Raw genomic sequence first — 13,980 nt, 5'->3', positions numbered from 1 at the left:
GTGGCAAAGTGCAGGCAAGGCATGGACCATCGGTCTCAATGCATGAGGCAACATGGGGTTGATGTTGCGATGGGTCAATTCGATCGTACGCTGGAATACATAGACCAACTGCAGCACGCCGGAACGGCGGCGGTGGTTTGCGAGAAGCTGTTGGGCATAACGTCGGATTTCGGTCTGACCGCGCTTATGGCCGGAACCGTTCCGCAGCCGGGCACGCCGGCCGGGCAGCAAAAGCAGCATGTCCTGCTGTGCGACTGGCCTGTCGAATGGCTGGAGCGCTACGTGTCGCGCAATTATGTCGATCACGATCCCGTGGTCAGCCACATGAAACAACTGCAGGCGCCGTTCCAGTGGCGGGAAGCCGCCGAGGGCATTCGCTTCGACAAGAGCAGCGGCGAAGTGATGGGCGATGCCGGCGCCTTCAAGCTGCGCGACGGCTTGGCTTTCCCGCTGATCACACTCGACGGCCAGATCGTCATGGTGTCGCTGGGTGGCGAGGCCGTGCAGCTGTCGGCGGAAGAGTTCGGCCTGGTGTCGCTGGTCTCTACCTATGCCGTTGGCCGCGCCATGCAGCTCCACACCATGGCGGCCAAGACCATCGACCATATCGAGTTGACTCCGCGCGAGCGCGAATGCCTGCAATGGGCGGCTGTCGGCAAGTCCGAATGGGAGATTTCGCAAATCCTCGGCATCTCGGAGCACACCTCGGAGAAACATCTTCTTAACGCCAAAAGCAAACTCGGTGCCGTCAACCGGGTTCAGGCTGTCGCCGAAGCGATAAGGCGCGGCTACATTAGTTAGGTCGGCCGTGCCGACCTAGAAATTCTTGCCTACGTGATCACGCAATTTTCTCACTGAAGCACGGCCGTATCTTCCTCTTAAACCCAGGAGACGACGGCATGCTTTTTTGTCTTACAACTCAGGAATTGATGGAACGTCCCGACCTTTGGGAGGCCGTCCATCGGCTGCGCTACCAGATATTTGTCGAAGAAATGGGGTGGGAGGACCTGCGGCGCCCGGACGGATTCGAGGTCGACCAGTTCGACCATGACGAGGCGGTGCATCAGATCGTCATCAGAGGCAACGAAATCGCAGGCTATCAAAGGATGTTGCCGACCACGCGGCCCCATCTGCTGACCGAAGTCCTGACCGACCTTTCCGAGGGAACGCCGCCATCGGGCCCAAACATCTGGGAATTGACCCGCTATGCGGTGGCTCCAGGCTTCCGCGATGGCCGTCGCGGCGTTTCGACGGTCGGCACCGAATTGATCGCCGGCTTCGTCGAGTGGGGGCTGAAGCGCGGCGTCGACAAGGTGATCATCGAGTTCGAGCCGATGTGGGTATTGCGCGCCTTGCAACTGCATTTCCTGGCGACGCCGCTAGGCTACCAGCGCACCTACGGAAATCAGCAGGTCGTGGCGACACTGCTCTCCTTCACCGAGCACACGCTGGATGTGGTGCGTTCGCGCCGCAATCATCATGCTCCCGTTCTGGCCAGGGGATATCCAGACATGTTCGGCCAAAGGAGGGCGTCATGAGATCGGAGATGGCCATGCACCCGCAACCGGAACTGCGCAACCACACGCTCATCGTCACCGTGTCGTCGAATGACGGCCGGCCGGTGCTCGACAGAAGGGCCTATGAAAGCCTTGCCAGGACGTTCCACGAAGCCGCCGACAATGATGAGGTTCGTGTCGTCGTGCTGCGTGGCCTGGCGGGCTGTTTCTGCCTCGGTGGCGACTTCTCCGAATTCCTCGACGCCACCAAGCATCAGAAGCTCATCGCCGCCGTCACCGACATGTTCCGCACGCTGGCGACGTTCCCGAAGCCTATCCTCGCCTGCGTCGACGGCGATGCCGTCGGCGTCGGCTGCACGATCCTGTTCCATTGCGACATGGTGATCGCCTCCAATGAAAGCACGTTCCGGGTGCCGTTCGTCGATTTCGGCCTTGTGCCGGACGCGGCGACCAGCATCCTGGCGCCGCAGAAGCTCGGCTATGCCGGCGCCTTCCGCTTCTTTTGCCTCGGCGACACGCTCCACGCCGAGGATGCCAGGGCGCTCGGTCTCGTCGCCGAGATCGTGCATGACGGCGTGGAGGAGGCGACGCTCGGACGGGCCAGGCAGCTGGCCAAGAAGCCGGTCGCTGCCCTTCTGCAGACCCGTGGGCTGCTCAAGGGGAACACCGGCGCGCTGTGCGATCGCATCGACCAGGAGATATCGCTGTTCCAGCAGGCATTGCAGGACGACACCACGCTGCGGCGCCTGCAGCGCATTGCAAGGCTGGCGGCCTGAGGATCGCGAAGAATGCCGTGCCGCGTGGAGGCCACGCGGCACGGCGAATTCAGCCCTCCTTGCCCAGGAATGACGGTCCTTCGCCGATGATCTTCTTGTCTTCCTTGCCGATGATATCGAGATCGCGCCCCTCATAGGGCAGCGACAACAGGATGCGCCGCATCACCGCCAGCCGCGCGCGGCGCTTGTCGTTGGCCCGCACGATGATCCATGGCGCGAACGCCTTGTGGGTCCGCTCGAACATGGTGTCGCGCATCTTGGTGTAATCATCCCATTTGGTGATGCCGGCGACATCGATCGGCGAGAACTTCCAGCTCTTCAGCGGACTGTAGCGACGGTCATGAAAACGCTCGAGCTGCGTTTCCCGGCCGATGTTCAGCCAGAACTTGAAGAAATGGATATCGTCATTGACGATCATCCGTTCGAAATGGGGCGTCTCGTCGAGAAACTTCTCGTGCTGTTCGGGCGTGCAGAAGCCCATCACCGGCTCAACGCCGGCGCGGTTGTACCAGGAGCGGTCGAAAGTGACGAACTCGCCCGATGTCGGGAAGTGGTCGACATAGCGCTGGTAGTACCATTGTCCCAGCTCGGGCTGGGTCGGCTTGGTCAGCGCCACGTTGCGTGCCGTGCGCGGGTTGAGATACTGATGCACCACGAAGATCGTGCCGCCCTTGCCGGCGGCGTCACGGCCCTCGAACAGGGCCATCACCCGCTTGCCGGTCGCCTGCAGCCATGCCTGCGCCTTGACGAGCTCGATCTGCAACTTTTCGAGCGTCTCGTCATACTCGTCGCTTTTCATCTTCTTGTCGTAGGGGTAGCCTCCCGCGGTCAGCTTTTTGGCCTCGACCCACTCCGGAAGCTCGGGATTCTCGATGTCGAATTCCCGTTCCTTGCCGTCGATCCTGATCTTCAGCGGACCCGAAGCCGGCGCGGCGGAACTTTCCTTGGCATTTTTCATGCTGACGAACCCTTTCCAGCTTTCGGACTCATGCTATTGGGAGCCACTACAGACCGCGCGTCCGTCTGGACGCGCAAACGACGCTGCAGGACTTTTGATTTTGCGCATGATCCTTTCCGAGAATCGATTCCCGATTTACGGGATCATGCGCGGAGCGGTCCAGCGGAAGTTTCCGCTGCCGCACGACCGATGGGGCGCGGGCGCGCGAGCGAATGACTGATCTGGACGCAGGGCAGAAGGGCATGGCGCAAATCCTGGCCGCCCGGCTGTGGAACAGCCGCTGGCTGCTTGCTGCCGGTGTCGCCGCGGTTCTGATCGCTTTTGCCTTCGCGGGCGTGTCCGCCTACGCGCTGGTACCGGCGCTGCTCCTGTTGCTTGCGGCGGCGATGCTGCCGGCCGCGGGACTCGGCCAGTCCGCCGATGGTGCCGCCGCGATCGAGGCGATCGGCCTGCAGCGCCTGTCGGGCGAATATCTGGCGGCGGCCGTCGCCGACCCGCTCATCATCTTCGACCATGCCGCCACCATCGTGCATGCCAACGCCGCCGCGTTTGCCGCCTTTGGCGGGATCGCACCGGGCATATCGCTGCCGCTGAAATTCCGGGCGCCGGAAATGCAGACCCTGCTCGACAGCGTGTTGTCGGGTACTCTCGCCTCGGATGTCGTCGACTATACCGAGAAGCTGCCGGTCGAGCGGGCCTACCGGGTCAGCGCGTCCTCGGTCGGGCACGGCACCGATCTCTATGTGCTGGTGTTCAAGGATCAGAGCGAGACGCGGCGGATCGACCGCATGCGCGCCGACTTCATCGCCAATGCCAGCCACGAATTGCGCACTCCGCTGGCCTCGATCGCCGGTTTCATCGAGACGCTGCGCGGACCGGCCCGCAACGATCCGGCGGCGCGCGAGCAATTTCTGCAGATCATGCAGAACCAGACCGGCCGCATGGCGCGGCTGATCGATGATCTCCTGTCATTGTCCCGGCTTGAGATGAAGCCGTATCTGAAGCCCGGGACGGAGGTCGACCTGCGCCAGACCGTCGACAGCGTCATCGATTCGCTGGCCCCGCTTGCCCGCGAAAACAGCGTTGCCATCGAGCGTGATTTCGCCAAGGGGCCTCTCAATGTGCCGGGCGATCGCGACGAGTTGTTCCAGGTTTTCGAGAATCTCCTGGAAAACGCCTGCAAATACGGCCAGTCGGGCGGCCGTGTCCTGGTGTCGATCGCGCGCGGCGACCTCGATTCCGAACCCGGCATCGACGTGACGATCCGGGATTTCGGCCCCGGCATTCCCGAGGAACACATTCCTCGCATCACCGAGCGCTTCTATCGCATCGACGTCGAGACCAGCCGGACCCAGAAAGGCACCGGCCTCGGCCTGTCGATCGTCAAGCATATTCTGACGCGCCATAACGCCAGGCTGACGATCAAATCCGAGGTCGGCAAGGGCGCCGCCTTCTCGGTTCATTTGCCGACGCACTGATCTCGCCCTAGTTTTCCCCTGGACCGTTTCTTTTTTCTGTCATCCCGCTAGCGTATCAGCGGGGATTCGAGGAAACGACTCAAAGTAAAGAACCCGTGGGAAGGCATTTCATTCATGCAGTCCGTGCACATCATGAGCGCCTATGACGAGGAGCTGAAATATCTGTCGAAGCGCATCGCCGCTATGGGCGGCCATGCAGAGCGCATGGTCGAGCAGGCGGTCGCCGCTCTCGTCAATGCCGATCCGGGACTGGCCCAGAAAGTCATTCGCGATGACGCCGTGCTCGATGAAGGGCAGCGCGAGATCGACGACAAGGCGATCATCATCATCGCCAAACGCCAGCCGATGGCGACGGACCTGCGCGAGATCGTCGGCGCCATCCGCATCTCCGCCGATCTCGAACGGGTCGGCGACCTCGGCAAGAATGTCGCCAAGCGGGTGGTCGCCGTCACCGACGGCCGTCAGCCAACCAGCCTGTTTCGTGGCCTGGAGGCGCTGGCCAACCTGGCGCTGACGCAGCTCAAGGAAGTGCTCGACGTCTATGCCTCGCGCTCGGTCGACAAGATCGGCTTCGTGCGTGACCGCGACGACCAGATCGATGCCATGTACACGTCGCTGTTCCGTGAATTGCTGACCTACATGATGGAGGATCCGCGCAACATCACACCCTGCACGCATCTTCTGTTCTGCGCCAAAAACATCGAGCGCATCGGCGATCACGCCACCAACATCGCCGAAACCATCTATTACATCGTCACTGGCGACCAGATGCCGGCCGAGCGGCCGAAAGGCGACAAGACCGATAAGATAAGTCTTTCCGCGACGCTGCCGGCGAAATGAACGCTCTTCCCCTCGAACGCTAGATCATATTGCGCTAAACTATCCCGGCGTTAAGCTTCTCAGGCCTTGATAAAGGTCCTGCCTTCAGGAGGCTGCGATGGAATATGTCCGAGAGTTCAAGCCTGCCGCGCCAACGTCAGGCATCATCGCCTCCAGTGTCTACACCGCCGGGCGGCGTATTGCCGATATTCCGATCGAGGAAGCCGGCGACTGGGCCAAGAAATCGGGACACGTCGTCTGGATCGGGCTGCTCGAACCGGACCGTGACCTTCTGCTGCGCGTCCAGGCACAATTCCATCTGCACGAACTGGCGATCGAGGATGCCGAGCATCCGCACCAGCGGCCGAAGCTCGAGCAATATGGTGACGCGCTGTTCATCGTCGCCCGCACCGCGCAGCTGATCGAAGGACGGGTGACCTTCGGCGAGACGCATCTGTTCGTTGGCTCGGGCTATATCGTCAGCGTCAGGCATGGCCCGTCGACCTCCTACGCCGCCGTTCGCCAGCATTGGGAAAGCTGCCCGCATTCATTGGCCAAGGGCGAGGATTTCGTCCTCTATGCCATTCTCGATTTCATCGTCGACAACTACATGCCCGTTCTCGAGCAGATCGAGGACGAGGTCGAGGCGATCGAAGACAAGGTCCTGCTGAAGCCGATGACCGGTCCCGACATCGAGCGGCTCTATATGCTGCGCCGCGATCTCCTGCGCCTGCGCAACGCGGCGCTGCCGCTGGTGGAAGTCTGCCGCCGGCTGACCAGCGCCGACCTGCCGCAAATCCATTCAGCCATGCACCCGCTGTTTCGCGACGTGACCGACCACATCCGCACTGTCCAGGAAAAGATCGACAGTTTGCGCGAGGTGCTGGCGTTCGCGTTCGAGGCAAGCCTGCTGGTCGGTCAGAGCCAGGAAACGGCGATCTCGAAGAAACTTGCCTCCTGGGCGGCCATTCTGGCCGTGCCGACGGCATTCGCCGGCATCTACGGCATGAACTTCACCGACATGCCGGAACTGAAGATGGAATATGGCTACCCGATGGTGCTGGCGACCATCGCGGCGATCTGCGCGGTTCTCTACTGGCGGTTTCGCAAGAATGGCTGGCTGTAAGGTAAGTCAGTAGAAATTAGTAAGTAGTGAAATTCACTACTCACTACTTGGCGCTCAGCGATTGCGCCTGCGCTCCGCCGCCGGCTGGAAGGCCACGCGGGCGTGGTATTTGCAATATGGACCGGTTTCTGCGGCTTCGTTGCCGCAGAAATTGAAGTCCTCCGACAACGGATCGCCGTTCGGCCATTTGCAGGTGCGCTCGGTCAGTTCGACGAGTTGCAGATGCCGAGAGATCGGTACCACCACATTCTCGACCGGGCGGATATAGTGTCGCGCCACCGGCTCGGCGTCGAATTGCGTCTGAAGGGCGGTCGCGCCGATCGATGCCGTGACATGGCGAGCCGTGGTTGCGGCGCGCGCCACCGATTTCTGGACGGTCGAGCCCTGTGTCGCCTTCTTCTGGCGTGCCGGCGTCGCCGTTGCGCGGCCGCGGCCCGACAGCTTCAGCCGATGCACCTTGCCGATGACGGCATTGCGGCTCACCCCTCCAAGCTGAGCGGCAATCTGGCTTGCGCTCAGACCCTCCGACCACAGTTTTCTGAGAAGTTCGACCCGCTCGTCAGTCCAGTTCATGAGACCGCGCTCCTGCTAAGCGTGCGGCAATCGGAATCCACTCCCGACCCAGCACCACTGCTGGGGCAGACACCACATATATCTGGTGATTAGGTCCGCCGCACGAAATCTAGTTATTTCTCGACTACAATTACCTTATGCGCTGACTCGGTGACAAGAGTCCCAAGTGCAACACGAATCGGTTTTTTCGGTTTTCCCCAACTTGCCCGGTCGCTTATGAGCCGGCATCGCGTTGGAGGGCTTGCCGCGCGCACTACGCGACGTTTTCGTTGACTTCATGGCCGAAAAACACGATAAGCCGCACAAGGCCGCCGCTTTGGCGGCTTTTTTGATTTTCCGGTACCGGAGACGCATATAATGAGCGGTTCGGCGCTTTACGAGACCTTTGCTCGCGCACCCCTGGCTTTCGACCACGGGGAAGGCACCTGGCTGGTTACCGACAAGGGCGAGCGATATCTCGATTTCGCCGGCGGTATCGCGGTCAATTCGCTTGGCCACGGCCATCCGCATTTGGTCGCGGCGCTGACCGAGCAGGCCGGCAAGCTCTGGCACGTCTCCAACCTTTATGAGATCCCGGGACAGAGCCGGCTTGGCGAGCGCCTGGCTGATGCCACCTTCGCCGACAAGGTGTTTTTCACCAACTCCGGCGCCGAGGCGCTGGAATGCGCGATCAAGACGGCGCGGCGCTACCACTTCGTCAAGGGTCATCCCGAGCGCTTCCGCGTCATCACCTTCGAAGGCGCCTTCCATGGCCGCACGCTTGCGACCATCGCCGCCGGCGGCCAGTACAAATACCTCGAAGGCTTCGGCCCCAAGGTCGAAGGTTTTGACCAGGTCGGCTTCGACGACATCGATGCCGCCGAGAAGGCGATCACGCCGGAAACCGCCGCGATCCTCATCGAACCGGTGCAGGGCGAGGGCGGTATTCGCCCGGTGCCCACACAATCGTTGAAGCGGCTGCGCCAGCTCTGCGACCAGCACGGCCTGCTCTTGATCTTCGACGAGGTCCAGTGTGGCATCGGCCGCACCGGCAAGCTGTTCGCGCATGAGTGGACGGGCGTGACGCCCGACATCATGGCGATCGCCAAGGGTATTGGCGGCGGCTTCCCCATGGGCGCGTGCCTGGCCACCGACGAGGCCGTGGTTGGCATGACGTCGGGCGTGCACGGCACCACCTTCGGCGGAAATCCGCTGGCCATGGCTGTCGGCAATGCAGTCCTCGATGTGGTGCTCGAAGACGGCTTCCTCGAGGATGTGCAGCGCAAGGCATTGCTGTTGAAGCAAGGCCTGGCGGCGGTCGCGGACGAGTTTCCCGATGTCATCGAAGGCATCAGGGGCACCGGCCTGATGCTTGGCCTCAAATGCGCCATGCCCAACACCAAGGTGAACATGGCGCTGCGCGACCAGCATTTGCTGGCGGTTCCGGCCGGTGACAACGTCATCCGCCTGCTGCCGCCGCTCACCGTCACCGACGCCGAGATCCACGAAGCGCTCAACCGCATCCGCGCCGGTGCCAAAGGCCTGGCGGACGCCATCGCCGTGGCCGCCGCGAAGTAATTCCGGAATATTGCTGATGTCAGTTCGCCATTTTACCGATCTTTCCACCGTTTCCGAGGGCGACCTGCGCTTCATGCTGGACGACGCGGTGGTGCGAAAGGCGCGCCTCAAGGCTGGTGAGCGGACCAAGCCGCTCGAAGGCAAGGTGCTGGCGATGATCTTCGACAAGCCGTCGACGCGCACACGCGTTTCCTTCGACGTAGGCATGCGCCAGCTTGGCGGCGAGACCATCATGCTGACCGGTACCGAGATGCAGCTCGGCCGCTCGGAAACCATCGCCGACACCGCCAAGGTCCTGTCGCGCTATGTCGACGCGATCATGATCCGCACCACCTCGCATGACCGGTTGCTGGAACTGACCGAGAACGCCACTGTGCCGGTGATCAACGGGCTGACCGACGACACCCATCCCTGCCAGCTGATGGCCGACATCATGACCTTCGAGGAGCATCGCGGTCCGGTTGCCGGCAAGACCATCGCCTGGACCGGCGACGGCAACAATGTGCTGCATTCGCTGCTCGAAGCGTCTGCACGGTTCCGCTTCAACCTCAATGTCGCCGTTCCCGAAGGCAGCGAGCCGGCGCAGAAGCACGTCGACTGGTCCAGGGCGCATGGCGGCAAGCTCCATTTCACCCGCTCACCCGAGGAAGCCGTCGACCAGGCCGACTGCGTCGTCACCGATTGCTGGGTGTCGATGGGCCAGGAGCATCGCGCCCGTGGCCACAACGTCTTCTCGCCCTACCAGGTCAACGCGAAGCTGATGGCGCATGCCAAGCCGGACGCGCTGTTCATGCACTGCCTGCCGGCGCATCGCGGCGAGGAAGTGACCGACGAGGTTATCGACGGACCCCATTCGGTGGTCTTCGACGAGGCCGAGAACCGGCTCCACGCCCAGAAGGCGGTGCTCGCCTGGTGTCTTGGTGCTTGAGATGAAGTGTCCGGGCGCTTGATCTGCGGGGGCGCGATGCCTATCTGCGCCGCATCACGCAAATCAAGCGCGTTTGGACGCATGCACCCCAGCGGGCGGCATGGCCGCGCCCTGGAGCTTTGTCATGTTGGAAACGCATCAAGTGACTGAACATCACCCCAAACTCGGCGAGTTCGGCTATGCCGGCGACGACCATGTCGTGCCTTTCGAGGTCGGCCCGCTCGACGTGCGCGGTCGCACGGTCCAGCTCGGGCCGATGCTCGACGCCATCCTCAGCCGCCACGACTATCCCGAGCCGGTCGCCCGCCTGCTGGCGGAAGCCTGCGTGCTGACGGTGCTGCTCGGCACCTCGCTCAAATTCGAGGGCAAGTTCATCCTGCAGACCCGCACCGACGGGCCGGTCGACATGCTGGTGGCGGATTTCACGACGCCTTCGGCGCTGCGCGCCTATGCGCGCTTCGATGCGGATCGGCTCGAGGCGCTGGTCGCGGCAGGAGAGACGTCCCAGCAGACGCTGCTCGGCAGCGGCGTGCTGGCGCTGACCATCGACCAGGGTGCCCACATGCAGCGCTATCAGGGTATCGTGCAACTCGACGGCGAGACGCTGGAGGACGCGGCGCGTACCTATTTCCGCCAGTCGGAACAGATTCCGACGGATATCAGGCTGTCTGTGGCCAAGCTTTTGACGCCGGGCCCTGGTGGCGCGCGCGAACAGTGGCGTGCCGGCGGCATCCTGGCGCAGTTCCTGCCGCAGTCCCCCGAGCGTATGCGCGTTCCGGACCTGCCCGGCGGCGACGGCGATCCACGCGAGGAGATCCACGATCCGGCCGACAATTCCTGGCAGGAATTGCTGGCGCTGCTCGGCACCATCGAACCGACAGAGCTGATCGATCCGACGATCGGCGCCGAACGGCTGCTCTATCGCCTGTTCCATGAGCATGGCGTGCGCGTTTTCGGCGGCGTCCCCGTCGCCGACCAGTGCTCATGCTCCAGGGACAAGATCCGCGGCATCCTCGAGGGCTTCTCCGCGCAGGAGATCAAGGACTCGACCGAGGATGGCGGCATCCACGTCGCCTGCGAATTCTGCTCGAAGCAATATGACTTCGACCCTGCGGAATTCGCTGCGCAGTGAGTCGAGCCTTCTCCCCGTGCAACGGGGAGAAGGACGCTAATTCACCGTCCGTCTCGTTCCCGGCAGATCCAGCGAAAAGGCCGGGATGGCGATGTCGAATGTCTCGCCGCGCTGGTTGCGCATCGTATAGCGTCCGACCATGATCCCTGACGGTGTCGAGAGCGGGCAGCCCGACGTGTATTGATAGCTGTCGCCGGGATTGAGTTCGGGCTGGTCGCCGACAACGCCGGGGCCGCGCACTTCCTCGACCCGGCCGGCGCCGTCGGTGATGTGCCAATAGCGCGACAGAAGCTGCACGAATTCGTCCGACTGGTTGTCGATCGTTATCTGGTAGCCCCAGACGTAGCGGTTCTCGGAAGGATCCGAACGGTCCTCGAGATAGAACGGCCTGACCTGCACTTCGATATTGCGCGTTACGGCGCGGTACATAAGCGGCTCCAAAACGATATCGAGCATGATCGCGAAAAGTGGAACCGGTTTTCTCGGTCAAACGCTTCCCGTTTGTTCAAAGGCCATGCTCAAACAAAATAAAACTCTCGGCCCTCCAGGCGAGGAGGTCAACGTGCGCGTCTTGACGCGCTCGTCCTCGAAAGGCAGGTGCCGGCAAAGAATGTCATTTAAGTGACACATGACAATGGTGGTGTGCGCGAACCGAGCGACTCGGCGCTCTGTCGAACTGTTGAAAGCGGCCACACCGCGGGCCGTCTCTTCCGGAGTGCCCAGACCTCGATGGAACTCACTCTCATAGCCACCTCGCTTTCGACTGCTCTTATCCTTTCCAACGCTGCCAGCATCGCGCTGGCCGCTTCGCGGCTGAAACGGCGCACCACGATCGCACGGCCAGCCGGCAAGTTGCCGCCGGTGTCGATTGTCGTGCCGTCGCGTGGTGTCGAGCCGTTCACGCACGAGACGCTGGAACGCGCCTTCTCTCTCGACTGGCCGCGCTATGAGTTGATCTTCTGCGTTGCCCACGCCGATGATCCGGTGGTCGGTTTGATCAGACAGGCCATCGCCCATTTCCCCGAGGTGCCGGCCCGGCTGTTGATCGGTGACGATCGCGTCAGCGCCAATCCCAAGCTCAACAATTGCGTCAAGGGCTGGGAGGCGGCGCGGCACAACTGGGTCGTCCTGGCCGATTCCAACGTGCTGATGCCCAGAGATTACATCCAGCATCTGATTGCGGCGTGGCGGCCAAACACAGGCCTTGTCTGCTCGACGCCGATAGGCTCACGGCCGGATGGCTTCTGGGCCGAGGTCGAATGCGCCTTCCTCAACACGCTGCAGGCGCGCTGGCAGTATGCCGGTGAGGCGCTCGGCCTTGGCTTTGCCCAGGGCAAGAGCATGCTTTGGAACAAGCCGATGCTGGATGCCAATGGCGGCATCCGCGCGCTGGCAGCCGAAATCGCCGAGGACGCCGCCGCGACCAAGCTGGTCAATGGGGTCGGCCTGCGCGTCAATCTCGTCGCTTCGCCCTTCGAACAGCCGCTTGGCCGCCGCACGCTTGGCGAGATCTGGTCCCGCCAGGCTCGCTGGGCGCGCCTGCGCCGCGTTACCTTTCCTCTGTTCTTCGCGCCTGAAATCCTGACCGGCGCGGGGGTGCCGCTGGTGCTTGCGCTGGGTGCGGCGGCAAGCGCCGGCTTCAGCCTGCCGCTGACAGCCGTCGCCGTGCTTGCGGCCTTCTACCTTCCGGAATGCGCACTGGCCTGGTCCAAGGGCTGGTACCTGTCGCCGCGTATGGTCGCGGCGATGATTGTGCGGGACTTGATGCTTCCAGCCATGTGGGCGCGCGGCTGGCTCGGCGGCGCTGTCGACTGGCGCGGCAACGCGATGACCATCGGCACCAAGGCCGCCGAACTTGAAGAGACGCCGTCGCGCGCTTGAACCCGCCGCGGTCGACGCCGTCTGGACGGCCTGCTATTGGGCGGCTTTCAACGCCTGTGCGATGTCCTCCAGAAGGTCGTCGGTGTCTTCCAGGCCGGCCGACAATCTCAACGTACCGGGCCCGATGCCGAGTTCGGCGCGGGCTTCGTCGCTCAAATTCTTGTGCGTCGTCGTCGCCGGATGGGTGATCAGGCTCTTGGCGTCGCCAAGGTTGTTCGAGATCAGCACGATGTCGAGTGCATTCTGCAGGGCGAAGGCTGCCTGCTTGCCGCCCTTGACATCGAGGCAGATCAGCGTCGAGCCACCCGACATCTGCTTCTTGACGATATCGGCCTGCGGGTGGTCGGCGCGGCCGGGATAGATGACACGCGCGATCTGCGACTGCTCGGCGAGAAAATCGGCGATCCTGCCAGCGCTCTCGGTCTGCTGGCGCACGCGCAGCGGCAGCGTCTCCAGGCCCTTCAGCAGCGTCCAGGCATTGAAGGGCGACAGGCTGGGGCCGGTATGGCGGAAATAGTCGTGCAGGTTCTCGTCGATCCACTTCTTGTCCGACAGGATCACGCCGCCGAGACAGCGGCCCTGGCCGTCAATGTGCTTGGTCGCCGAATAGACGACGATATGCGCGCCAAGCTGCAACGGCTTTTGCTGCAAGGGCGTGGCGAAGACATTGTCGACGACAAGCCGCGCGCCGATTGAATTGGCCAGTGCGGCGACGGCTGATATGTCGACCACTTCCAGTGTCGGGTTGGTCGGGCTTTCCAGGAAGAAGAGCTTGGTGTTGGGCCTGACCGCCTTTTCCCAATTGGCGATGTCGGTGCCGTCGACCAGCGTGGCCTCGATGCCGTATCGCGGCGCCAGCGTCTCGACCACCCAGCGGCAGGAGCCGAACAGCGCGCGCGCCGCCACGATATGGTCGCCGGCCTTGACGCTGCACAGAAGGGCCGCCGTGACCGCGGCCATGCCCGATGCCGTGGCGCGCGCATCCTCCGCGCCTTCGAGCGCGCACATGCGCTTTTCGAACATGTCGACGGTCGGATTGGCGTAGCGGGAATAGATGAAACCTGGTTCCTCGCCCTTGAAACGGGCTTCTGCCGCCTGCGCCGTCTTGTAGACATAGCCCTGCGTCAGATACATCGCCTCGGAGGTTTCGCCGAAGCCGGACCGCAGGGTTCCGCCATGCACGAGGGCTGTCTGAGGCTTCCAGTTGCGCTTCTTGGTGCTCATCGCTTTATTCC

14 protein-coding genes are annotated in these 13,980 nt (G+C 62.7%); 10 read left to right on the top strand and 4 right to left on the bottom strand.

All coding sequences use genetic code 11. The features are described 5' to 3' along the window. Nucleotides 1–69: 69 nt before the first annotated feature. From EB815_RS33190 to EB815_RS33180, 3 genes are all read left to right on the top strand, one after another. Nucleotides 70–801, top strand: a complete 732-nt coding sequence (locus EB815_RS33190) for a helix-turn-helix transcriptional regulator (RefSeq protein WP_056570038.1) — start codon at nt 70–72, stop codon at nt 799–801. 98 nt (nt 802–899) lie between these two features. Further along, entirely contained in the window at nt 900–1,538 is a 639-nt protein-coding gene (locus EB815_RS33185) for an acyl-homoserine-lactone synthase (protein ID WP_056570040.1), read from the top strand. An 8-nt stretch (nt 1,539–1,546) separates the two neighbouring features. After that, nucleotides 1,547–2,293, top strand: a complete 747-nt coding sequence (locus EB815_RS33180) for an enoyl-CoA hydratase-related protein (protein ID WP_081295035.1) — start codon at nt 1,547–1,549, stop codon at nt 2,291–2,293. 49 nt (nt 2,294–2,342) lie between these two features. Here the strand turns inward: EB815_RS33180 and ppk2 are convergent, their stop codons facing one another. Then, nucleotides 2,343–3,251, bottom strand: coding sequence for a polyphosphate kinase 2 (ppk2, locus tag EB815_RS33175; RefSeq protein ID WP_056570044.1), 909 nt, complete (start codon nt 3,249–3,251; stop codon nt 2,343–2,345). A 212-nt stretch (nt 3,252–3,463) separates the two neighbouring features. On the opposite strand from ppk2, the gene EB815_RS33170 reads away from it, so the two are divergent. The 3 genes from EB815_RS33170 to EB815_RS33160 all read left to right on the top strand — a co-directional run bounded on the left by EB815_RS33170 (nt 3,464) and on the right by EB815_RS33160 (nt 6,674). Further along, nucleotides 3,464–4,729, top strand: coding sequence for an ATP-binding protein (locus EB815_RS33170; RefSeq protein WP_056570046.1), 1,266 nt, complete (start codon nt 3,464–3,466; stop codon nt 4,727–4,729). A gap of 114 nt (nt 4,730–4,843) precedes the next feature. Next, nucleotides 4,844–5,569, top strand: a complete 726-nt coding sequence (phoU, locus tag EB815_RS33165; RefSeq protein WP_056570049.1) for a phosphate signaling complex protein PhoU — start codon at nt 4,844–4,846, stop codon at nt 5,567–5,569. 97 nt (nt 5,570–5,666) lie between these two features. Next, entirely contained in the window at nt 5,667–6,674 is a 1,008-nt protein-coding gene (locus EB815_RS33160; RefSeq protein ID WP_056570051.1) for a magnesium and cobalt transport protein CorA, read from the top strand. Nucleotides 6,675–6,728: 54 nt separating this feature from the next. Here the strand turns inward: EB815_RS33160 and EB815_RS33155 are convergent, their stop codons facing one another. Further along, nucleotides 6,729–7,247 (bottom strand): GcrA family cell cycle regulator, encoded by a 519-nt coding sequence (locus EB815_RS33155; RefSeq protein WP_056570053.1) that lies wholly within the window; start codon nt 7,245–7,247, stop codon nt 6,729–6,731. A 357-nt stretch (nt 7,248–7,604) separates the two neighbouring features. Between EB815_RS33155 and EB815_RS33150 the strand changes: the two genes are divergently transcribed. The 3 genes from EB815_RS33150 (at nt 7,605) to EB815_RS33140 (ending at nt 10,864) form a co-directional block, all read left to right on the top strand. Continuing rightward, the gene (locus EB815_RS33150; RefSeq protein WP_056570056.1) at nt 7,605–8,804 is read left to right on the top strand and encodes an aspartate aminotransferase family protein; all 1,200 of its coding nucleotides are present in this window, start codon (nt 7,605–7,607) and stop codon (nt 8,802–8,804) included. A 16-nt stretch (nt 8,805–8,820) separates the two neighbouring features. Next, nucleotides 8,821–9,732 (top strand): ornithine carbamoyltransferase, encoded by a 912-nt coding sequence (argF, locus tag EB815_RS33145; protein WP_056570462.1) that lies wholly within the window; start codon nt 8,821–8,823, stop codon nt 9,730–9,732. A gap of 100 nt (nt 9,733–9,832) precedes the next feature. Beyond that, nucleotides 9,833–10,864, top strand: coding sequence for an Hsp33 family molecular chaperone (locus EB815_RS33140; protein WP_081294919.1), 1,032 nt, complete (start codon nt 9,833–9,835; stop codon nt 10,862–10,864). Nucleotides 10,865–10,900: 36 nt separating this feature from the next. On the opposite strand, the gene apaG is transcribed toward EB815_RS33140, so the two are convergent. Then, complete coding sequence (gene apaG, locus EB815_RS33135; protein ID WP_056570466.1) at nt 10,901–11,293, bottom strand: Co2+/Mg2+ efflux protein ApaG; 393 nt, start codon at nt 11,291–11,293, stop codon at nt 10,901–10,903. Nucleotides 11,294–11,593: 300 nt separating this feature from the next. Between apaG and EB815_RS33130 the strand changes: the two genes are divergently transcribed. Further along, a complete protein-coding gene (locus EB815_RS33130; protein WP_056570058.1) occupies nt 11,594–12,745 on the top strand; it encodes a ceramide glucosyltransferase in 1,152 nt (383 codons plus the stop codon). Between the two features lie 33 nt (nt 12,746–12,778). Here the strand turns inward: EB815_RS33130 and EB815_RS33125 are convergent, their stop codons facing one another. Further along, nucleotides 12,779–13,969 carry an O-succinylhomoserine sulfhydrylase gene (locus EB815_RS33125; protein ID WP_056570060.1) on the bottom strand — a complete coding sequence of 397 codons (1,191 nt, stop codon included), beginning with the start codon at nt 13,967–13,969 and terminating at the stop codon, nt 12,779–12,781. Between the last annotated feature and the right edge of the window lie 11 nt (nt 13,970–13,980).

It is taken from the genome of Mesorhizobium loti (assembly GCF_013170705.1).
Classification (GTDB): domain Bacteria; phylum Pseudomonadota; class Alphaproteobacteria; order Rhizobiales; family Rhizobiaceae; genus Mesorhizobium; species Mesorhizobium loti_D.
This window is presented reverse-complemented; position numbering and strand designations above follow the sequence as displayed.